At 40.2% G+C, this 22,758-nt stretch carries 18 protein-coding genes and 1 tRNA gene; 11 read left to right on the top strand and 8 right to left on the bottom strand.

Features of this window, described 5'->3' with window-relative positions; translation table 11 throughout:
• The first annotated feature begins 109 nt into the window (after positions 1-109).
• From bfr (GSF04_RS01830) to GSF04_RS01800, 7 genes are all read left to right on the top strand, one after another.
• Positions 110-580: a bacterioferritin gene (gene bfr, locus GSF04_RS01830; RefSeq protein WP_010374801.1), complete on the top strand. Its 471-nt coding sequence runs from the start codon at positions 110-112 to the stop codon at positions 578-580.
• A 3-nt stretch (positions 581-583) separates the two neighbouring features.
• Positions 584-1,066 carry a bacterioferritin gene (gene bfr, locus GSF04_RS01825; RefSeq protein ID WP_211857325.1) on the top strand — a complete coding sequence of 161 codons (483 nt, stop codon included), beginning with the start codon at positions 584-586 and terminating at the stop codon, positions 1,064-1,066.
• 152 nt (positions 1,067-1,218) lie between these two features.
• The gene (locus tag GSF04_RS01820) at positions 1,219-2,448 is read left to right on the top strand and encodes an ABC transporter substrate-binding protein (RefSeq protein ID WP_211857324.1); all 1,230 of its coding nucleotides are present in this window, start codon (positions 1,219-1,221) and stop codon (positions 2,446-2,448) included.
• Positions 2,445-5,756 (top strand): response regulator, encoded by a 3,312-nt coding sequence (locus GSF04_RS01815; RefSeq protein ID WP_211857323.1) that lies wholly within the window; start codon positions 2,445-2,447, stop codon positions 5,754-5,756. Before GSF04_RS01820 ends, GSF04_RS01815 begins: the two co-directional genes overlap by 4 nt.
• A 78-nt stretch (positions 5,757-5,834) precedes the next feature.
• The gene (locus tag GSF04_RS01810; RefSeq protein WP_211857322.1) at positions 5,835-7,988 is read left to right on the top strand and encodes an exonuclease domain-containing protein; all 2,154 of its coding nucleotides are present in this window, start codon (positions 5,835-5,837) and stop codon (positions 7,986-7,988) included.
• A 1-nt stretch (position 7,989) separates the two neighbouring features.
• Positions 7,990-8,358, top strand: a complete 369-nt coding sequence (locus tag GSF04_RS01805; RefSeq protein ID WP_211857320.1) for a DUF1294 domain-containing protein — start codon at positions 7,990-7,992, stop codon at positions 8,356-8,358.
• Positions 8,359-8,448: 90 nt separating this feature from the next.
• Complete coding sequence (locus GSF04_RS01800) at positions 8,449-8,961, top strand: Mpo1-like protein (protein WP_211857318.1); 513 nt, start codon at positions 8,449-8,451, stop codon at positions 8,959-8,961.
• 48 nt (positions 8,962-9,009) lie between these two features.
• Here GSF04_RS01800 and GSF04_RS01795 read toward each other — a convergent pair whose 3' ends face one another.
• The gene (locus GSF04_RS01795; protein ID WP_211857316.1) at positions 9,010-9,966 is read right to left on the bottom strand and encodes an FHA domain-containing protein; all 957 of its coding nucleotides are present in this window, start codon (positions 9,964-9,966) and stop codon (positions 9,010-9,012) included.
• Positions 9,967-10,556: 590 nt separating this feature from the next.
• On the opposite strand from GSF04_RS01795, the gene GSF04_RS01790 reads away from it, so the two are divergent.
• Positions 10,557-11,144, top strand: a complete 588-nt coding sequence (locus GSF04_RS01790) for a CBS domain-containing protein (protein ID WP_039491599.1) — start codon at positions 10,557-10,559, stop codon at positions 11,142-11,144.
• A 120-nt stretch (positions 11,145-11,264) separates the two neighbouring features.
• Here the strand turns inward: GSF04_RS01790 and GSF04_RS01785 are convergent, their stop codons facing one another.
• Positions 11,265-12,182, bottom strand: coding sequence for a M14 family metallocarboxypeptidase (locus GSF04_RS01785; RefSeq protein ID WP_211857314.1), 918 nt, complete (start codon positions 12,180-12,182; stop codon positions 11,265-11,267).
• A gap of 91 nt (positions 12,183-12,273) precedes the next feature.
• On the bottom strand, positions 12,274-12,681 hold the full coding sequence (locus GSF04_RS01780) for a hypothetical protein (RefSeq protein ID WP_010374784.1): 408 nt from the start codon (positions 12,679-12,681) through the stop codon (positions 12,274-12,276).
• 426 nt (positions 12,682-13,107) lie between these two features.
• Between GSF04_RS01780 and GSF04_RS01775 the strand changes: the two genes are divergently transcribed.
• Complete coding sequence (locus GSF04_RS01775) at positions 13,108-13,500, top strand: hypothetical protein (RefSeq protein ID WP_017218137.1); 393 nt, start codon at positions 13,108-13,110, stop codon at positions 13,498-13,500.
• A gap of 124 nt (positions 13,501-13,624) precedes the next feature.
• On the opposite strand, the gene GSF04_RS01770 is transcribed toward GSF04_RS01775, so the two are convergent.
• Positions 13,625-15,169, bottom strand: a complete 1,545-nt coding sequence (locus GSF04_RS01770) for a PAS domain-containing methyl-accepting chemotaxis protein (RefSeq protein ID WP_249122357.1) — start codon at positions 15,167-15,169, stop codon at positions 13,625-13,627.
• A gap of 358 nt (positions 15,170-15,527) precedes the next feature.
• On the opposite strand from GSF04_RS01770, the gene GSF04_RS01765 reads away from it, so the two are divergent.
• Entirely contained in the window at positions 15,528-16,238 is a 711-nt protein-coding gene (locus GSF04_RS01765; RefSeq protein WP_211857468.1) for a MauE/DoxX family redox-associated membrane protein, read from the top strand.
• Positions 16,239-16,293: 55 nt separating this feature from the next.
• Here the strand turns inward: GSF04_RS01765 and GSF04_RS01760 are convergent, their stop codons facing one another.
• Positions 16,294-17,061: a DNA/RNA non-specific endonuclease gene (locus tag GSF04_RS01760; RefSeq protein ID WP_211857313.1), complete on the bottom strand. Its 768-nt coding sequence runs from the start codon at positions 17,059-17,061 to the stop codon at positions 16,294-16,296.
• A gap of 390 nt (positions 17,062-17,451) precedes the next feature.
• Here GSF04_RS01760 and GSF04_RS01755 point away from each other — a divergent pair, with 390 nt between their 5' ends.
• Complete coding sequence (locus GSF04_RS01755) at positions 17,452-17,952, top strand: hypothetical protein (RefSeq protein ID WP_211857312.1); 501 nt, start codon at positions 17,452-17,454, stop codon at positions 17,950-17,952.
• A gap of 507 nt (positions 17,953-18,459) precedes the next feature.
• Here the strand turns inward: GSF04_RS01755 and GSF04_RS01750 are convergent.
• The 3 genes from GSF04_RS01750 to GSF04_RS01740 form a co-directional block, all read right to left on the bottom strand.
• Entirely contained in the window at positions 18,460-20,181 is a 1,722-nt protein-coding gene (locus GSF04_RS01750; RefSeq protein WP_211857311.1) for a hypothetical protein, read from the bottom strand.
• 609 nt (positions 20,182-20,790) lie between these two features.
• A tRNA-Pro gene (locus GSF04_RS01745) sits at positions 20,791-20,867 on the bottom strand.
• Between the two features lie 163 nt (positions 20,868-21,030).
• A complete protein-coding gene (locus GSF04_RS01740) occupies positions 21,031-22,449 on the bottom strand; it encodes a sodium:alanine symporter family protein (protein ID WP_010607547.1) in 1,419 nt (472 codons plus the stop codon).
• Positions 22,450-22,758: the final 309 nt, after the last annotated feature.

Here is a 22,758-nt window from a genome sequence, read left to right as displayed (position 1 = left end):
TTTATTTTAAAAGGGTATATTAAGAAAACTGTTATTTTTATTTAATCTTGCGAAGAATAAATATTGAACTAGGGTTATAGGGCGTCACTCGACATTATTAGGGGGCCCTATGCAGGGTAATAAGCAAGTCATAACAGCGCTAAATCAAGTGCTTACGCTAGAGTTAACATCGATAAACCAGTTTTTTCTACACGCAAGAATGTACAAAAATTGGGGGCTTGAAGAGCTAAACGAGAAAGCGTATAAAAAATCAATCAAGGACATGAAGCAAGCAGATGACCTTATCGAGCGCATATTATTCCTTGAAGGGTTACCAAATCTCCAGCATTTAGAAAAGCTGCGAATAGGTGAGCATACAGAAGAGATGATGGCGTGCGACTTAGCGTTTCAACTCGATCAGCTTCCGACACTGCGCGATGCAATTGCGCTGTGTGAACATGAACAGGATTATGTTAGTCGAGAGCTACTTGAAGATATTCTTGAATATGAAGAGGGCTATGTGGATTGGCTCGAAACACAACACTTCTTAATCAAAAATACTGGCATTGAAAACTATCTGCAATCGCAGATTGAGGGGTAAGTTATGCAAGGCAATTCTACCGTTATCGACTTACTCAACAAACAACTTACGCTTGAGCTTTCTTCTATGGATCAATATTTGGCTCATGCCAAAATGTATGAAGATTGGGGACTGGAGAAGCTACACCATAAGTTATCTCACGAATACGAAGAAGAGCTTGATCACGCTAAGCGGATCTCGGAGCGCATTTTGTTTTTGGAAGGCACGCCAGATACCGCTTCTCGTGCGCCGATCCACGTCGGTACTGACGTGAAAGAAATGCTAGAAAATGATTTGGCTGCGGAAATTCTGGTAAAAGATCACTTGAAAAAGGTGATAGCAGTGTGTGAGCAAGCGCAAGATTATGTTACCCGTGAAATGCTCGAAACCCTGTTAGATGACACCGAAATGGATCACATTTATTGGCTTGAACAGCATATCAATTTAATCAAACTAATTGGTTTACCAAACTACATTCAGAGCCAACTTGCTAATAGCCCAGAATGATCCCAATCACCGCGCCTACCTTTGGGTGCGGTTTCTTTGTGCGCCATGCATTGTCTTGCTAATTTATAACGAGCAAGGTATTCGCTATAAAATTGAGCAATCACAATGATTTGAACTAAAGTTTAGTTATGTATTGAGTGATTAGTAATACGATGAAAATATTATTACTGTTTTTCTGCCTCCTGAGCTCGGTTTGTCTTTCAGCAAACTCCAAGCAAGTGTTTCGTATTTATCATGACGCTGATTATTCTAATTTAAATGAGTCAGCCGAAGCGATAAAAATGGGATTTCTAACCGCATTAGATGAAGTAGATAATCAAATCCAAGGTTATAAGGTTGAATTGGTGGCCAAAGACCATCGTGGTAATAGTAATCGTAGTTTGCTTCACTTTAAGCAATTTTTAAAAGACCCGAATGCCTTACTCGTGCTTGGTGGTGTTCATTCTCCTCCTTATATTAAATTTCGTAAATTTATCAATGAGAGTGAAGCGCTGCTGTTGGTTCCTTGGGCCGCTGGTGGGCCAATTACAAGATACCCGAGTAAGGATAATTGGATTTTTAGGCTTTCTGTGGATGACACCAAAGCGGGTAAAGTACTCATCAATTATGCAAAGCAACAAGGTTGTGTTGCACCTCATTTACTCCTTGAGGATACCGCATGGGGGCGCTCTAATTACGACACATTGCTAGAGGAATATAAAACGGCCAAGCCTAACAACGCGCTGCCTGTATCTTGGTTTAACTGGGCAACACAAGAGAATGAAGCACGGATCATGGTCCATAATATTATTGAAAGTGAGCCGCAATGTATCATTTTTGTTGGTAATGCGATTGAAGGCGCTGAATTTGTAAAAGCCATGGCAAGTATTGACGAGGCACAGCGCCTGCCCATTGTTAGTCATTGGGGGATAACTGCGGGTAACTTTTTTAAAGTGGTTGGGGATAAGCTATCTGCAGATGTCTCATTGGCGGTCCTACAAAGCTGTTTTTCTTTTGAGAATAAACCATTCAGTGCGTTTTCGGCACGGGTATTTAATCGTGCAAAACAGCTTTTCCCGACCGAGTTTGCCAAGCATGGATTTGTTCAAGCAGCTCCCGGATTTATCCATGGCTATGACATTGCCAAGCTTCTTATTGCGGCAGCGGAGCAGATAAAACTGACAGATTCAGTCGCGACCAACAGAGCCTTATTAAAAAGCGCGTTTGAGGATTTGCAATCGCCGGTCAGCGGTCTAGTAAAAACGTATCAACGGCCTTTTAGTGTCTGGAGTGATAAAAATGATTCAGCCCATGAAGCGCTAACCGTGCAAGACTTGTGTATGGGGCAATACCAGTCTAATGGCAGTATTAAACTAGTTTATAGTTACCCGGGGTCGCATTGAAAACTAAATTCACCTTTACGAGTAATCGCGCTTTTTACACCTTTTTAGGGCTAACTGCTATCGTTTCACTTTTGCTCAGTGCACTTTTTGTTGGGCTGAGAGCAAACGTCATTGTCGAAGACTTAGTGAAAGAAACGAATGAAACCCAAGCTCAACTCGCAGTTAACAATTTAACTCAGTATCTTGAGAGCCGTAAACAAATACTATTCGATCTGTCTACACACCCTATTATTGTGAATGGTGCGATGGGTACGGGACTCTCCGCAGCGAAGTTACGAGATTTTTTGCGCAGCTTTCAAATTATAGGCAAAGAAGAAAAGCTGATGGTAATCAATATTCTCGGAGATGTGGTGTATGCAAACTTTGACTCCCATGAAGTGTTAGATCAAGAACCAAAATGGCTAGAGAAAGTGATTAACGCTGAAGTGGGTAATGTGATCGATTTAACCACGGTCACCAATGAGCACTTTTTTACTGTCGCGGTACCTATTTATTATAATGGTTTTGCTGAGGGGGCATTGATTGGTGAGTTTTCGACCAGTCTTGAAACGTTATTGGCAACCTCTTTAGAACACCAACTTCATAGTATCTCGTTAAAAGGCCAGTGGCTTGAGTTCTCTGATGTTGAACGCGTAGAAGATTACTTTAGTATTAAGTCATTAGCTATCGGGACTACCGGACTCCAGTTAGACTATCGCTTGCGAAAAAGCTTGGTCACTGACGAAGTGAAAAGGTTTGTGTGGGATCTTATTGGTGCTATTGCTTTTGGACTATTCCTATCATTTGGCTTGCTCTATTTGTTTGGTAAGCAACTTCTGTTAAACCCATTCAAAAAACTTGAAGAATCAAGAACAACACTCAAACGCAGCGAAGAGCGATTTAAACTCGCAATATTTGGTAGCGATGACGGTCTTTGGGACTGGGACCTTGAGCGAAATGCGGTGTTTTATTCAGACAGATTCAAATCTTTACTAGGCTTTTCGCAAGAGACACAAGCCTTATTCTCTGCGCATATTTCTAGTTTATTTGACCGAGTCCACCCAGAAGATCTCCCCAATTTAGAAAACTCAATTAAGTTTCATATGACGGAAGAAGAGCCTTTTGGTGTCGAATGCCGAATAAAAATGAGGCAAAACAGCTATCGCTATTTTTGGCTAAAAGGTGCGGCGGCACTTAAAGATGGACAAGCGAAGCGGATAGTTGGCTCACTTTCGGATATTACCGATCAAAAGCTTCATCAAGAAGCACTGAAAAAGGCAAAGGAACAAAATGATTTACTCGCTCAAGCAATAGAGTGCGCAAATGTCGGCATAACGATTGTTGACGCGACTAAGCCTGAATTACCAATCGTATTTGCGAATAAAACATTTCAACAAATCACCGAATATGGTGATGAAGTACTGGGTAAAAACTGTCGCTTTTTGCAAGGTGAACATACCCAACAGCAAGCGTTAGATGAAATCAGGGAAGCAATAATAGCTCACGAATTCGTCAAAGTTGAATTGATCAATTACACCAAGTCTGGAAAGGCATTTTGGAATAGTTTGCAGATCTCTCCGGTGTTCAACGAACAAAATCAATTAACAGCATTCGTCGGTATCCAACAGGATATTACCGCTGCTGTTGAGGCGAAAAAAGAGCTAGAACAAGCGAAGCAAGCGGCGGAGCAGGGCGCGCAAGCTAAAAGCGAGTTTTTAGCGTCAATGAGCCATGAGATCCGCACGCCAATGAATGGTGTAATAGGCATGTTAAGTCTGCTAGAAGATGAGCACCTTACTCAAACTCAATTACATAAAGTGAGTCTAGCAATGGGCAGCGCCAAGTCGTTATTAAATCTTATCAACGATATTTTAGACTTTTCTAAAATTGAAGCGGGTAAGCTTGAGCTTGAGTCACTAGATTTCGATGTTAGGGCATTGCTTGGCGAATTGATTGAATCCGTTGCGTTGCAAGCACAGAAAAAGGGACTTGAACTTATTCTAGATGTTACCCAACTTGAAAAGCCATTGGTGCAGGGAGACCCGAGCCGCATTCGACAAATAATTACCAACTTAATTAGTAACGCAATCAAGTTTACCGAGCAAGGCGAGATCATCATCCGAGCTTGGTTCAGTGAGGTAGACAATAAACTGAGATTTCATTGCTCGGTTGAAGATACCGGCATAGGGATACCAGAGGACAAAGCGGATAGGCTTTTTGCTAAATTCTCTCAAGTTGATGCCTCTACTACTAGAAAGTACGGAGGGACTGGACTGGGGCTTGCCATTGTCAGACAACTCTGTGAATTAATGGATGGCGATATCGCCGTTAGTAGTCGGTTTGGACATGGTAGCCAATTTGAATTTTTCGTATCTTTGATCCATGGCGACAATACTCAATTCGAAGCTGCAAAAGTTGATTTACAAGGCAGCAAAATACTCCTAGTTGACGATAATCTCTCTGCCTTGACGAGTTTGGAATCTCAATTGCGGCACTGGGGGGCGGATGTGTATAAAGCCAGCTCTGGAATACAAGCACTATCTCTATGTGAAGCTGAATACCAACGTGATAAAAATGTGTTTGATATCGCCTTATTGGATATGACGCTTAGAGGTATGTCGGGTGAGCAGCTCGGTGCTGCACTAAAAAATGATAAGCGATTCAAAGCAATAAAGCTTATCATGATGACGCAAATGGGTACTAAGGGGGATGGCCAGTTTTACGCGGATCGTGGCTATTCAGGCTATTTTCCAAAGCCCGTGACAACCAAAGACCTTTTTGATGCGTTAACCATTTTAGCTGAAGATGGCAAAGCGCTGGCGAATGCGAAACCACTAGTTACGAGTCACTATCTGAAGCTAGTAAGAAAGGCGAACGAAGCCGAATTTACGTGGCCAAAACCTTGTCGTATTCTACTGGTTGAGGATAACAAGGTGAACCAAGTTGTCGCATTAAGTATGCTCAAAAAATTGGGGATAACCCATATTGAAGTTGCTGAAAACGGACTGCTTGCTATTGAGCTGCTCAAGTCACATCAAGATGAATGTCAATTTGAGCTAATTTTAATGGATTGTCAGATGCCAGAAATGGATGGCTATCGGACTACCGAGTTAATCCGAGACGGAGCTGCAGGTAAAAGTTATCAGGGCGTGAAAGTGTTAGCCATGACAGCCAATGCAATGGCTGGTGATAGGGAAAAGTGTCTAAATGCAGGCATGAACGATTACCTCACAAAACCCATTTCGGAAGAGCCACTGAGCGAGAAACTACAATATTGGCTATACAAAAGCGAATACGCTTCCACAGACGATACAGAAGAAACGACTTAAGGGGGTAACTGAAGCAAATTGGCAATATTTCCTATCTATGATAATCTTTACTGTATATAAAAACAGTTATCTGAATTTGTGTTGAGAAAAGAGTTACCCGCCAAATATTACTTAAGCCACTTTAGTGAGCTTAGCGATTATTTACTTAAAGTATGTCAACCGCTATTAAGTAGTGCTCAGCGTGAGCTGCTGGCTGGGCTACACCGCTTGCCTGAAGATGAATTGTGTTTGTTAGTGCGGTTTATTTCCCGCAAAACTCCTTTTCTGGATATCAATTCACTGCGCTACGAAGAGATCAATAATATTTGTGAAGTCGCGTTTTCATTAAAAGCTAAGGGATTGCTTCGTCAAGTACAGCAAGACGACTTTCAAGCACTGCTACATTGCTTAACTAAACCATGTTTAATGGAACTTGCCGAGCGAGAGAGCTTAACTAAACTGCCAAGTAAATCGGCAAAAAAATCGCTCTGGGTAGCGCATATCAATCAATCTGTCTGCGTTGAACATCTAAATGCACAAGAATACCTATCCCAGTATCTCACGCTCTCATTTCAAGCCGATATCGACTACTTTCTATTTTTGTACTTTGGCAAGGTAGGCTTTAGCTTAGCGCAATTTTCGATGCGAGATCTTGGTGTAATGAACACCCGGAGCACTGACGCTGCTTACCATGCACATTTTGAACAAAAAGCAGAAGCCGTGAGCGCGTTTTATTATGCAAATGCACTCAGTGAGCTCAAAAATGCCTCTGAAGATGAATTAGTGTGGCGTGCTAGACAGGCCGCAGCGCAACAATTGCCTAAGGTTGATGGGCAATATGCAGTGACTGCACATGCAAAGTACCTGTTAACGCTTGCCAGAAAGTTAGGTCCTGAATTTTCCCATTTTAAAACCTTACTGGGTATGAGTGAGCACCCTCAAGCTTGTGAGATGTTGATACGACATAATTATAAACAAGGTGAGATTGAGCTGGTGAGAGAGCAATTAGAGCGCATATTGCAGGGGGAAAGCGATGAAACATTGATGATCTTCGCGGAAGACTTTTATCAGCGTAAATTTAACCAAAAACGCACTTCTGTACTTACGGATATGCTAAGAAAAAGTCAACCTGCGATCCAAATTGATGAGGCTTTTAAGGGACAAACAGAGGCTGGCGTCATTGCTTATTATAAACGTCATGACATTGAGGCCTATCATGTTGAAAATGAAATTTGGCTGGCCTTATTTGGATTGAGCTTTTGGCAAGAACTGTTTTATCACCCAAAAAGTATCGTTGCTAATGGGTTTTCTAGAACTCCGCTGGCGTTAAAAGAAAATCGCTTTTACAGCGAATTTGAGGAGGAAATTGAATGTCGCTTAGCGAGTTTTACAGATACTTCTGCTTGGATGAACTGGCTTTTACGCCAGATGAGCGAACATTACGGAGAACCTAATCGGTTGTTTATTTGGCACGATAAGATGCTCGACTCAATAAAAATATTATTGTCTAACTTGTCAATTGAGGATGTCAAACCTGTTTTAAGGCTAATGTGTAGTGATTTTCATCTGATGAAATCTGGTTTTCCCGATCTGATGATAGTCGACAAAAAAGCGGGTTTAAGGTTTGAAGAAATCAAGGCACCTGGAGATAGTCTTAGCCGAAGTCAGCTAGTTAACATTTCTAAACTTTTGCAATGCAATATTCCCACGCGACTGCAAACCGTTGAATGGCATATTTGCAAAGAGCAACCTTATGTCGTTGTCGATATTGAAACCACCGGTGGCAACAAGGAGTTTGATCGCATTACCGAGGTAGCCATGGTAAAAGTCGTTAACGGCGAGGTCGTTGCTAAATGGCAATCACTTGTTAATCCGATGCGTCGTATCCCACAAAAAATCACTGAACTGACAGGGATCACTCAGGCAATGGTGAGTGATGCTCCAGTTTTTTTTGAAATTTTGGAGCAAGTTGAGCTGTTTAGCCAAGGTGCTATTTTTGTCGCGCACAATGTGAACTTTGATTATGGCTTTATTCGACAGGAGTTTGCTCGAGTCGGCCGAGAGTTTTCTCGTGCGAAGTTATGTACTGTGCAGTTAGGCCGAAAGTTTGTGCCGGGCCTGCGCTCTTATGCGCTCGGGGCGTTTTGCCAGGCGATGAATGTATCTTTGATTAATCATCACCGAGCGATGGATGATGCTTATGCTACCGCTAAAATTTTCATTCAAATCAATACAATAAGACAGGAAAAGTAGCATGTCAGCGGTTCGTTTAATGCATCAGCAGATGGGCCTGTTTTGGGGAGCAGGCGTGTGGTTAGGGGCGCTTTGCGTATCTAAACTACCTTGGCAAGCGATTATTTCTGCAGTGGTGTTGTTGGCTATCAATGTATTTATATTTGCACTTTTTTGGTGGGATAAGCGCGCTTCAACGCTTGCTCAATCACGCATTCCTGAGCGTAATTTACTACTGTGTGGGTTACTTGGGCTCAATATTATCACACCAGTGGCAATGTATATGCTCAGGCATAAAACCATCAAACCTAGCTTTAATTTTAAGCTGTTGATGGTGTTCATAATGCAGACTATTGTATTCGGTATGCTGTTTATTTGGTTATTTATATAGGCCCTAATACGCTAATAGAATTTTTTATTGATAAATTTTCTTTGTTGACTAATTATCAGTAGGATAATTGGTATCAATGAGAGAACAATAATGAACAAACTAGAGACGTTATTAAGCCAATATGCGTTGTACCATCGCAGCAAAAGAAACATTCTGACTCACTTTTTTGGGATCCCGTTAATTGTGATTGCTGTTGTGGGTATGACTTTTATCCCGCTATTCAGTGTATCAGGAGTGACCATCACCCTTGCCGCGCTGATAGGGGGAGTTTTATGTGGCTATTACCTGATGTTATCCCCCATTTTTGGGCTCATGATGAGCACCATCATACTGGCTTTTTATTTCCTTGTTCAAACGTTGAATCCGCTCATCGTTAATGCAGGAATAATGACGGTATTGTTTTGGGCTGGTGTTTTCTTTGTAGGTTGGGTGTTACAGTTTATAGGGCATTATTTTGAGGGAAAAAAGCCTGCGTTTGTCGATGATTTGATTGGTTTAGCAATTGGACCACTGTTTGTACTTGTGGAGATTTTATTCGTATTGGGGCTATGTAAAGATCTCGAAAACAAAATAGTGAATAATGCTGGAGAGTATAAAGCGTAGGTAAATAGCTGGGCCGAAATGCTATTTCTGCCCAGCTAACAATACCGCTTAAGTTGTCATGCGAGTTTCTAATTTAGAGCCTTTTATTATCGTGATATCTTGGCAATTCAATCTTACTCGACCACAGCGAGTTTCTAATAAAAAGGTTACTTCTGGGTAATCTTCGCCACCGGAATCGACAAATTGCTTGCGTGCGCGGTGAACCATAATGTTCATGTGGTTTGTTTGTACGCCGAGTGCTTTTGCTAAGTCATCGCGGTAAACCCAACCTTGAACATCCGATTCAAGGCCTGCATCTTTATCTTGGATCCGAGTTCTGGCAAGCAGCAACAGTAAGTAATGATGACTTCTGACGCCTAAATCTAGGTGTTTATCATCAACACTTAGTGTTAGTTGAGTATCTTCCTCGTCTTGACTTACATTGAACTCTAGTGCCATTGGCTTGGCTGCTTTTTGGCATTCAAGGTGTTTAGTTACCGCGATGGTCGTGGCAGAAAAAAACATCCATTGGTCGTTCATCAGCGATAAAATACTGCCATCTATTAAGGCTTGTCGATCTGAGGTATTGAGATCTTCTAAAAACCAATAGTTGAGCAATTTATCATAGTAAATGATGTGTTTAGGGTCATCTTCACTAGGAAGGAGAAGTTGATTCGTTACTTCTACTACTTTTTGGTTGTTTGACTGAGAAACTAAATATTGACACTCGGTTTGCAAGTTCGCCGCTACAAACGAGTTTTGACCAGGTGCTGCAAAATCAATCTTATCATTTTCGAATAGCTGATACGGCAGGTTCTTGTCGAGCTTTTTATCGTTTATCCAGATGCCGTTTGTACTCACATCTCTGATAAACCATTTGTTTTCATTGAGTTCGATAATGGCGTGATGTCGCGACACTCCCGGCTTGTCTATCAAGGTGTCTACACTATATTTATAGCGGCCTACCGTATGATAGCTTTTAAGATAGACTCGTTCGAGTTTCTGTTCGTCGATTAAATAAGCCATAGTTAGTTCCGTATAACTTTGATGAAAATTACATGCTTATACAAAATAGATATCACAATTCAGCAATGCGTAAATTTCATCTATATCAATGTATAAGTGCCGTGAAGCATACAATTTTATTTCCTTCTACTCAATGATAAAGACCCACGAGGTGGGTCTCGTTGAGGGAAGAATTCACCAGTACTTACGTACCGGCTTGGTCTAATTTGGAATTACAGTTTTTCTAGTTTGACGCGGAATTCCAATGCCTAAACCAATTGTTTGATATTAGGGTGATAAATCCTAGCAAACATCTTCAGTCTAATTCGTTTACTTAAATTTAGCTATTACACGGCATTACACTGAGATTACAGGAGTTTTAGACTTCATTGACTTGAATATATGCACTGTATAAACCATATTTTAATTAGAGAGGTGTGAGATTCGCTCTCATGTGCTCGAACTTTCGTGATCTCTCTTACTTTTCCAGTTACCTAAAATAATTTTTTACTGCCTTTACACTGGTTGTTCTTTTTATTTTTAGTTGTGGATTGTTCACAGCAACATAAAAACCAGACTTTCGAAGGGCTTTATAAAAGCAGGAGTATAAAATGGGCCAATACAAAGCGTTAAAAACCGTTAAGTTGGAAGGAGTATTTCAGCTTTGTGATCACTTCGATTCAGAACCGTTAAATATGGACAGTAGTGCGGTTAAGGTGGTGACCGACTTTACTCGCAGGCAGCCTCAGGTGATAGCAAAAGACGTCGATATTGATCATGCTTTATACATGATGAAAAATGGCCATGTGCGCTCAAAACTCGTTGTTGACGAAGATGATAATTTCTTGGGAGTGGTAAACTGTCGTGACCTCACCGGCAGAAAGGTCTTAAGTGTTGCACAAAGAAAACAGGTGTCGAGAGAAGATGTGTGCGTTGAAGATGTGATGGTGACAAAAGAAGAGCTCTATGCTGTTCCCTATGAAATGGTTGCTAAAAGTACGATAGGGGATGTGCTTGAAACATTACAGAGTTTAGGATTGCAGCACGTTTTATTGGTTGGTCCGGAAGGACTAAGAGGTATGATCTCAGCTAGCGATATCGCAAGAGCATTGCATATTCCAGTGAGTATTTTGCAAAAACCAACTTCATTTAAAGAAATCTTTGGGGTGGTTAGCGGTAAGGAAGACTTAGCGAATTAGGCTTTATTATAACAGGCCGTGTTGTTTTCATCGAAAAGTTTAACGCTGCATAATATGACAACTTGGTAGGTTCTGTTCATTCTCCTAGGTGTGGTTTGTTAAACCACACCTTCTTAAATCTTATAGGTTCTCGCTTTGTAAGTACTTAATGGCCCCTCTAATTGCTGCCACTTGACCCGCGATACAGTTTTCTGGTGTTGCGTTTTGACCATCAGGGTAAACTTCAGTTGTTGTTACAAAAGCGGCATCTGTCATACCCATACATAAGCCTAGCGCAGTGCCATCATAATTTATTACACCGTACTGTTCTAAATCAACACCTATTAGCTGCCCATGATCATCGGCATCGGCAATTTGCGTTACCGCAGCCACTTCTTCGATAATGCGTTTTTGAAATTTAGCTTCCGGTTTTTGAGTGTGTCCGACTAAATAGAAACCGTCAGGAATGTTCCAATTGCGATTCTCTTTACCATCTCTTGCTGCCAATGCAGGGCGGAATTCAGAATTATCAGAATCTGTGGTTTCGTGTAAATCAACATGACACAGAATATCTGCTGCTTTCTTATTGACAAAATCCATTGCTGATCGAGATTCAGGTGCTGGACTATCCGCATAAAAAGAGCGATTAGGGTCAACGGCTTCTGGATTCCAGCGGTTTATCGTTTCATAGCCCCAAGGACTTAAGCAAGGCAAAATAATGAAATTATAAGCCTGTTCATATTGTTGTGCTTCTGATTTTGCAAAAGCGAGCGCACCATGTACACCACTTGTTTCATAGCCATGCACGCCACCGGTAACGAGTATGGTCGGTTTGTTTTGCTGCCAGTTTTTTGTTGTTAATGCATATAATGAATAAGTTTGGTTGGGGTAGTCAAGCTGACCATACTCGGTGATGTCAAAAACGTGCTTGAGCGCTTCTATTTGAGTTACGACCTCTTCAAAGTATGAGCGTTTGATCGATTGGCTTTCCAACCACAATGTTTTTTCTTTGGAAGTCCAAGGTACGCCGGGCGTACCTATAGCATATTGTCTTTGCATAATAACCTCGTTATAAATTTAGGTTATCTTACTCAATGCCTCGTTTTGAAAGCAACTTTATAAGGTCTACTACACACCAATAAACTTGGAATTAAATATATCCCAGTAGTTTAAGGCTTTGTTGTTGCGCAAGGTTGGGTTTGAAAGACCAAATTCTTAGTACACCGCTTGTCAGATAAAGCTTGGTATAACTAAACCAAAGTAATCGTTCCACAGAGATTTTTTCCACTTCTTCTGCTGGAATATAGTGCTTTTGGCCTAACAGGCTGTGATAAACCACGCCTTGATTGCAGATGATTACTCTACTTTGACCACTGAATATTGCCCATAGCCCTGTAACAATATAAAACATGATTGCTGCAGATAGCGTTAATTGGACAAAAGAAACCATGCTGATTCTTTCTGACACGATTAAGGCATCTAGAACAAGTAAGGTAAACGCTATAATAGAAAGGGAAATGAAAAATGATAAGTTCATTCCTAGTTTTAACTCTTTCATTGTTGTTCCTATTTTTCTTTGATTGATTCTGAGAGTGTGCAAATTATTTCAACAAAATGAATCAATTGTGGAGGTAATGATCTTTTCTTACTAAATCAAACTTTATAATTGATATTTCCTCTAAAGGATGCTTCTTTAGTAGTATGTATTAGAGGTATTGCTTCGTAGGGATAACGCTTTTTAGCGATAGCGGTGATAATGTTGGCAGTGTTTGGGAATTTTTTAATTGTGAAAAGTGTAATGTAATAAGTGGAGCCTTCTTATTTTTTCGACTTTTTGACGGCCTACGGAATGTGGTGTAATTGAACTTGCACTTTTTTAATATGACAAATGGAAAAAGTTAGCATATGTTTAAATCTTAGCGTTTTTTGTTCCGTCTTGAAATATCTGTGATCTTGTCTTGCAGAAAAGGGTTAAGGAAGAATTATGAAATTTGAACAGCTACTCAATCACTTTGACACAGGTATTTGTGTCGATCAGATGCAAAAAGAAGCCCTAATTGATATCGCATTATTATTTATTGGTGTTGATGGCGTTATCAGTGAAAGTGAAAAACATGTTGTGAGAAAGTGGGCAAAAAGTCTGCAGTGGAACTCTGCAATCGCATTAGACGATTACATCGAAGATAGCCTTTCAAAATCTGTTGTTGCGATAAAAAATAATGACATTGAAGCTTATGTGCAACACCGCATGAATAACATTATCGATGAGCCAATGCGTAAACTTGCGAAAGACTTAGCCGTGCGTGTTATTGAAGCCGATGGCAATGTGAAACAGGCAGAAAAGGACGCACTCGCCATTCTTGAGGCCGAACTATAATACTATCTTTAGCTGCAAAGTCAGTGGACCCAAGGTATACAATTAAATACTGAGGTCCACTGATATCTAAGCGTCTTTTTGGCTCTGAACTACGCAAATAATAAGTTGTGGTCTATTTGGTGTTTCATGTTTGAGAAAACTGTTGAATTAGGCGTGTTTGCTGCTCAATTTGACTTAGTAATTCTTGACTTAAAGTAAAAGATTTCTCGCCGTGTTCTGTGCCTCTCTCTGCGAGCGTAGTCACGCTGTCAACGTTTATGCTTATTTGTTTTACCACACAACTTTGTTGTTCAATGGCGGCGGCAACACTGCGGTTTAAATCGGCTAAATGCATGACATGGCTTTGAATGGTATCAAGGCTCGAACCGTTATTTTTTGCAAGGTCAACACTTTGATTTGATAGACTATTACTTTTTTGCACTGACTCAACAGCGGAGCTGGAAATATCATTTAGCTCTTTAAGTAATTGCGTGATTTCTTCCGTGGAAGTTTGTGTGCGCTGTGCAAGTGTGCGAACCTCGTCTGCAACAACTGAGAATCCTCGGCCATGATCGCCCGCTCGGGCGGCTTCAATTGCGGCATTTAGCGCAAGCAAGTTGGTTTGATCGGCAATAGAGTTGATAACACTAAGAATATTTTGAATGCGATCATTTCCTGAGACTAAGCGATTTACGGCATTGTTCACTTCCATTAAATGCTCATCAAGATAGTGAATAGAATCGATAACATCCTTTACTGCGGCTTTACCAAGCCCAGCCTGGTGCTCTGAATTATTGGCTGCATCTGCAGCATGGTTTACGTTTTCTGAGAGTTCATCAATCGTTTGCGAAAACTCGTCCATGCAAACAACCATTTCTTTTGCCTCGCTTGTTTGCTGCTTTAATAACTCGGCAACAAATTGACCGCTTTGTGTGGTAAGTTTTGCATTTTCACTTACTCGAACTGATACATCGTTCACTCGACCTACTACCGCAAAAATTTTCGCCTTTTGCATTTCGAATGCCAGTGTAATATCGGCAACTCTGTCTCGAGATTGACCGTATATCACAGACATTAAATCATTATCAAAAATCGTTTTAGCTTGTGTGAGCAAAGCTTTATATTTAGAACGAAAACGTGCGGTTAACGCAATCGTGATGCATAACAGAGCCAATGGTAGCAGGGTAAACCAATGGTTGTTTAATAGTGACGCTAGAGGCAAAGTTATCGCGACGAAAAGCAATAAAATAAATGAGAGTCGCGTGCTGTCATAGCGGCTCGTTTTTTGTTGGCTATCAAGAGTGCGATAAGCATTTTCTGCGCGTTTAATTACTTCGGGAGAAGGGCAAGTTCTTACAGATTGGTATTCAACTATGTTGCCTCGCTCGTCTTTAATTGGAGTGACGAATGCGTTTACCCAATAGTAATCCCCATTTTTTGTTAAGTTTTTAACCGGTCCCATCCAAGATTGACCGTTTTGAATGGTAGACCACATATCTCTAAATGCCGCTTTTGGCATATCCTGATTACGAACTAAGTTGTGCGGCTGACCAAGCATTTCTTCAATGCTAAAACCCGCGGTGTCACAAAATGACTGATTTGCGTATGTAATTCGACTGTCCAGATCCGTTGTTGAAAGCAATACACTGTGCTTGCCTAACTTTATTTCCCTACCCATTATTTTTGACATTTGTTTTTTATCTCGGTAGCTAAAGACAAGGCGAAATATAAATCTAAGACTTTATAGTCAGAAGGTTTTTTTAACCGAACCGTGGTTTAATAAAAGGTTTGCTGACCAAGATCAGGTTTATCTATGGTTACCTTAACCGAGATTAATTTGATTGTGATACATCAATAAATTCAACCCGCTTTCATGTTATTGAGTGTAATTAAAGGTGGTATGGAATTCGCTTTAATCACAATCATTAAGCTGAAATTGCGCTAATGCCGGCAGATTTTTCTTAGCTTATTTACTCGGTCGGTAATTTCTACTTATGTTTGTAATAGAATAGGGAGGGCCACCATTGAAAAATGCGACACTTTACCGAATGCATACCTCATCGCACATTTGCCCTTTTGGTCTCAGGGCTAAGGATTTGCTTTCACGAGAGGGTTTTTGTGTAGATGACAGAGTGCTCAAGTCAAGGGCACAGACGGATGAATTTAAAGCCACTCATAACGTTGACACTACACCACAAATATTTATTAACGATCAACATATTGGTGGTTATGAAGCGCTACGCCGATATCTAGGCAAGCCGTTACATAAGGAAAAGAAAAACGTATACTGGCCAGTACTTTCAATATTTTTAGTCGCGCTGCTGGTCACATTCGCGACACAATTTCCTGCCGATAATTTTGTAGAATGGGTAATGTCCTTTATTGGGTTTTCCATGCTGTTACTCGCGGTACAAAAAATACGCGATTTTCATAGCTTTACAAACTCCTTTATCACTTACGACTTGTTAGCGATGCGTCATCTAAAATACGCGTATACTTACCCCTACTTAGAGTTATATGCCGGCGTTTGTATGCTAACAACTTTGCCAGCCATTTATTATGCACCAGTGGCAATATTCATAGGGTTTATAGGCGCAATCTCGGTGTTTAAGGCCGTATACATTGATAAAAGAGCGCTTAAGTGTGCATGCGTTGGTGGTGACACTGATGTGCCCTTAGGCTTTATATCACTAACTGAAAATGTAGTTATGTTTGGTGCAGGGTGGCTTATGTTGCTCAGCTATTTTAAGCTAACCTAAAGTTCGAATAAGACCTGCTAGGCACTAAAGGGCTACCAATTGGTAGCCGTCATAATTAGCAGCCTAGTTGTGAGCTAAGACCGCCGACTCGAGCCTCAATGTCGGTGGTTTTATAGCTTGGCAGGCTAGGTAAGATATTCAGGCCTGCTCTTTGTTCTACTTCGTCGATGGTTACTTCTGTTTTGCAGTAATCAAGATATCTACCAGAAGTTTGCTCCATGATAAAAGCAGAAGCCTTCACATTTGAGCCTGCTATTGTGACAACGACCTTAAAATAGCCTGACGGAATAGTGTGAGATTCATCAGCACCAGGCAAAGTAGCAAAGTAATATTCATACAAGGGACCCGTGAACACATAGGCATTTTCGCCCGTTCGCACTAAACTTCTCACTGCATTTTCTAATTTAACCCATGGGCCTTGATTAAGGTTTGATGATTGCGGGGTAATGTTCGAGAGGTAGTTAGTATCGCTCCAATTGGATGTATTGGAAAACGACGCCAAAGGCACTTGATGACCTCTATCTGTATGGATAGTTGCCCACGCATCGCTGTAGTCACTTGGCTCTAGCGTGTATCTACTTGCAATTTTAGGGTCTGATTTCCAAGTCCTTGAACGGCTTGGTCCGTCAATTGTGCTTGGTGTGACTTTGTATGCTACCCAGTCCGCAAACTTTGTTGCGCGATTATTGCTAAGCACATATATAGGTCGCTCAACGATATCATTACTTGATGGTGTGCCAGTTGGGCAACCGTAGTTGCTACATATGTTGGTGTTTGCATTTGCAGTCGCACTGACTGCAAGCATGAGTATTGCGAATTTCATTTTAATCTCCGTGCTTAATTGAAAGTCACGCAATACTAGGTTGGTTATTTGTCAGTATTATTACTTTAATGTAAATATATTGTGCTTTTTGATTGCTAATGTTAGTTGAGAACTACAGTGAAAGAGCCGATTTATAAAGCGTTATAGCTATAAAGTATGTTAAAAATCCCTTATTTTCATTTTACTAATTAACTGGAAAATAGAGGCTAGGAGCAGAGTTGAGGTAATTTACTTAAATGCTTACAAATAGACTAAGCTGTGATAGTTTCGGTTAACTTACATATACAGGACTACGAAGCAATGAACTTGACGTTTATATTTGGCGATCTTAGCTTAAACTGTTGAATGGTTTTTATACTGATTCTTTGCAGAGATTACGGAGTGTAAATTGTGAATCTAACAGAGTTAGGTCTATGGTTTAGTGCAATAGGCGCGATTGGTGTGCTATTTGCTGCTTACACATTTTTTAAAGGCCGAAAGATCGAGCATGTAGGTTCAGTGACGTTACCAATAATATCTAAATCCCCTGAAAAAATACCGTGTGAATTTGAAATTGTGAACTACGGTTCTCGTCAGTTTTTTATCTCAAGGTTGTGCATTGAGCTGAAAGCTTGGAATAATTGGGAATCAAATATTAATTTAGCAATTCATGGACTCGTGCCTTTTAAATTAGAGGACGGTGAAATTTTCAAGAAAACACTTTGTCTGCATAAAGAGATTCTAAGATTAGAACAGTGGTATCGTGAAAGTGCAGGCACTTTAGATAAATGTATGCCTCTGAGAGTTAATTTCTACTTAATCACAGCAAAAGAGCAAAAATTGAAGTTAAAAGTATCTAGAGCATTAAAAGAAAAGCTCATCAATCGCATAAATAAACATTCAATACAATGATTTCAATTGTTGTCCACTATTAGCAATCTCGCCTTGAACCCTTGTCGGCAAATTACTCAGCTTATATTTGGGCACTCTGTATGGTTTTACAATTCTTGCTTGATCAGGAATTTTTCATCCAGACTAGATAAGGTAGTAGCGCCTTTGTCGATACAGAAATCGGTTGAGTTGGAAGGAGCGCGCAGGTTTTGAGCCTTAAAATAGTTACATGCTGACGTCTGCAGGATTAAACTTTTGATTTCAAAGTTCTCAAATCCATAAAGCTTTATTACTGCTTTGGAGAAAGTTGTGTAGTGGTCAATGCTTTTTGGCCACCACATTATAAATTCTCAGTATTGCAGTTCTTGCATAATAGTAGAGGTAACCATTGTTGTGCTGATGATAGAAATTCTCCTTATAAACTATTTAACTTTATGGGAAAGTTACACCCACATGCGTCAATGTGCCATGATCGTGTCTACTCTCACGCAAAGCGTTTTGCGGTATGCTTTTAAAAGGTCGCCTGGTCTAGCGAGCAATGCTAATATCATCTAAGATGATTGACATGTTTTGGCTTGGCGTAAAACTAATATTTAATATTATCTCATCAGTATTACTACTCTCTGCTATAAGTTCGATAGGAAAAACAACGGTCTGAAGTAATGGCTCTGTAGGTGGATAACTTACATCTTTGTTCTCCAGCTCTGAATAGTCTGAAGTTAACAGCGGAGAAATGCTTCCTGGGGAAGTAAAATTCTGATTAATTACGACGCCATACTTATTGAGAATTTTTATTTTTATGTCAGACAACAGATTATATGGGCTACATTCTCTGTTCTTTTCAGAGTCCAACACTGCTATTGCAAAAGTTAAAAACTTATCTTTCATCGTCAAGCCATCGATTGACGCTAATTTAACTTGAAAAGAAGTTTCAACTTGTTTCTTGAGTTTCAGAGCTAATACATTGTTTGGTGTATCTACGCCACCTCTTAATTGCTCCTTTACAATTGAAGGCATGCCCAATTGCTCCTGGCCATCAACCAAAACCTTATACCTTTTACGATCTGTATTGAGAATGTCAAAGTTCTCAATAACTTGAAAAGCTGAAGTTATATATCGAGAGACATAGATGTCCTTGGGAAGATCAAACTCTGAGATTGGAGGTCGTCTTAGTATATTTTCGTATTCTTTCTTCCCTAACAAAGTGAGATCAATGAAGGCAGATACAAAGACTTTGGTCAACTGCTCTTGCTGTTTAGGCGACAATAGCTTTTTATAAAATCTTTTGCTTCCTCCCCAATGAGTATCATTAGACATATCTTGATTAAAATTTATGTGGTTAGCTTTATATACGTAAATTGAATACTTTACATAGTCATTACTGTCATCAAATAACGTTCTTTGCCATTGCTGACTACCAAGAAACTGATAAACGTCAGCATCGTGCCCTCCTTGCAGTACTAAGTAATTAGTGTTTCTTAGAATGTTTTTGCCATTAGCATGTTGATATTGACCATCCATTGGTGCTAACGCGACTACCGATTTAATACCGAAACCAAACTCTGTAAGCTTATCGCTATTTGGTAAGGTTTTTAAATTATTGAATGTAGAGGCTAAGGAGACTGCTTCCCCTCCTCTAGACATACCAATTAATGCAATGTTTTCCAAATCAAGTTTGTTATAAAAAATGCTATCCTGTTTTCGATTCCAAGAACGCAGTAGCTTAAGGTGTTCCAACAATACCCAGCCACGAGCGCCGCTTTCTCCCATTAAGCCATTTAAATAAGTTTGATCTACCTGAACAACGACGTAACCGCGACTAGAAAACAACTCACCTAAATAATCAAAACCTGGGTCTGAATTGCCATGAACTAAAAGAATAACAGGCTTCTTCTCTGAAGTATCAGGAAACCAAACTTTACCATCTAGCGCTAAATTTGCGCTTTCAAATGTATGGTATGCGTCATATTTATAGCCCTGATTTTTGGAATATTCAGCAAGAAAGCTTGGTAGCGTGATGGTAGGAGTAATTATGTCGGGCTCATCAATAGAGAATAAAAATGGCTTTTCCCCGTAGGTAATCACGTCAAATTTATACTTCCCTCTTTCGGCAGGGTTTGATAAGCCACTCTTTTGTGTTTTAGGAAAAATGTATTTATCTGAAACACACTGTAAAACCTCATAGGCAGTAGCTGAATGGGAAATAGATAGAATGATGATAGATACTAAATGTGCAAGTACACGTTTCATTATTATCCTTAACACTTTATTTACTGAGTTTTATGTTAACAATGTAGGAGTTGAGGTTTTAGACGCAAAAAATATAAAAAAGGTTTAAAGGTTTTGAGAATATGACTAGTCAGCATCCTTTTTTCTGCGATTGCAATTATTCTGTGTACTAACTTATTCCTCTTCAAAATTAAGTTAGATCCAATGTCCATTTCTTGTAACTTGTAGTGATCAACTAATTCCTGACAGTGAACTAAGTTTTTCTTCTGCTACTGCTGGAGCTTGCATATCGTTATGACTATGTGGCCTTCTCCAGTTGTAATAGTTCATAAAGTAAAAGCTAACGTATTGTTCAGCTTCTTTAAATATAGTGGAGTTTAGTTTCGGGGCGCTTCTCACAAAAAGATTCCTTCTAGTCTTTCAAGCTTCAATTTCATCTAATTAAGATCTAAGAGCAATTCTACTCATTAGAGGTGCTATTAGGTGTCGTCCTATAAATCCTCCCCTAAAAGGCGCTGAAAGGACAAAATAATTTTATTGAAATATGGTGCAGCAAGTGTGCGATGAAACTAATGTGCGATAAGAATGATAGTAGATAGAGTTAACTTATTGAACAGGGTAAGGAAAAGCTGGTCGGCATAGCAGGATTTGAACCTGCGACCCCTGACACCCCATGACAGTGCGCTACCAAGCTGCGCTATATGCCGACTTGTGCTTTACTATACGGGTTTTTTTTTGAAAGGCAATAAGTGGTTGGTTTATTTGGACATTAAATGAACTCAAGGGCGTATTTTTGTGTTCTTCGTCATTAAATCTGAGTTTTATAAGAAGAAAGCGCACTAAATATAAGCACTAGTGCGCTGTATTGGTCTATTTAGTCCAAATGCCTTTTGGTAGTGTTTTTTCTACTTCAGGGTTGGTACTAGGATCAAACTCTGGTGTTACGCCAGCTTTAAGCTGCTTTTTATAATCGTTGGCAAGCCATAGCACGACTTTGCGAAGCATAAAGAGTGCAACCACGTTAACTACAGCCATTAAACCCATTGAAATATCAGCGAGTGTCCAAACCAGTCCAAGTTCGCTTACCGCACCAAACATTACCATACCTAATACACAAGCTCTAAATACCATCATGCCTTTCTTTGAATGGTGATCTAAGAACAGTAGGTTGGTTTCTGCATAACTATAGTTGGCAACAATGGAGGTAAAAGCGAAAAATAGAATAGCTACCGCAACGAAAATTGCGCCCCATTCCCCTACATGATGAACCAATGCAGATTGCGTTAGTTCAATGCCAGTTAAACCTGAGTTTGGCTCGAGCTGACCAGATAAAAGAATAAGCGATGCGGTCGCGGTACAGATCACTATGGTATCTACAAATACACCTAGCATTTGTACATAACCTTGTGATGCTGGATGGTTTGGATTTGGTGTTGCACTTGCAGCAGCGTTTGCAGCGCTACCCATACCGGCTTCATTTGAGAATAAGCCGCGCTTGATCCCTTGAAGCATCGCTTGCATTACCGCGTAGCCAATAGCACCAGCACCCGCTTGCTCAATACCCATTGCACTTTTTACTATTAACATGAATATATCTGGTAGCTGCGCAAAGTTCACAGCACAGACGTAAAGTGCAAGTATAAGATAAGCAACGGCCATAAAAGGCACGACGAGTTCGGCAAAGCGTGCAATAGTTTTTAAACCACCGAAGATAATAATCCCAGAAGCTGCTACTAACGCAATACCCATTACATATTTAGGCACATCAAAGGCAACGTTAAATGCTGCAGCAATGGAGTTGGCTTGTACTGCATTAAAGACAAAACCAAATGCAAGGATAAGGCAAAGTGAGAACAACACCCCCATCCACTTACGTTTTAAACCTAGCTCCATATAATAAGCAGGGCCACCACGGAAGTTTCCGTCATCATCTTTTGTCTTATATAGCTGCGCTAAGCAACTTTCAGCAAAACTAGTCGCCATACCAATCAAGGCAATGAGCCACATCCATAATATAGCACCAGGACCGCCCAAATAGAGCGCAACGCCAACACCTGCCATATTTCCGGTACCAACCCGTGCGGCGAGTGAAGTACAGAATGCTTGAAAAGAGGAGATACCATCTTCAGCACCTTCGCGGCTTTGCATCATTACCTTCACCATATATGGAAATTGAGTGAATTGAATAAAGCCAAGCCTAATTGTGAAGAATACACCTGCAGCTATTAAGAGGTAGATAAGTAGATGGCCCCATAAAAGACCACTTATCGAGTTTAAGATATCAGCCATGTATTTAGCCTTTTTCTAAGAACGAGTAAATAATGGGGCGGTAATCTACCACAAAGAAAAGCAAAAGCCGAAATTCCTGTGGGTTATCCACAGAAAATGTGGATAAGTTGTTAGGATTCGGTGGGCTAAAAAGCATTTGAAAAATAAATAGAAAAAACCGAAAAAAAGGGTTGCACTAAAATCGGATCGCCCTATAATGCGACCCCACTGACACGGGGCACTACGCTGAAAAGCAAAGCAGCAACGAGTTAGCGTCAAGTAAAACTTAGTTTTGAAAACTTAAGAGAAAACTTCTTCTCAAGAAATTCA

It is taken from the genome of Pseudoalteromonas sp. A22, from assembly GCF_018141345.1.
Taxonomy (GTDB): Bacteria; Pseudomonadota; Gammaproteobacteria; order Enterobacterales; family Alteromonadaceae; genus Pseudoalteromonas; species Pseudoalteromonas maricaloris.
The sequence above is the reverse complement of the archived record's forward strand: the minus strand, read 5'-3'. Positions and strand labels throughout refer to the sequence as shown.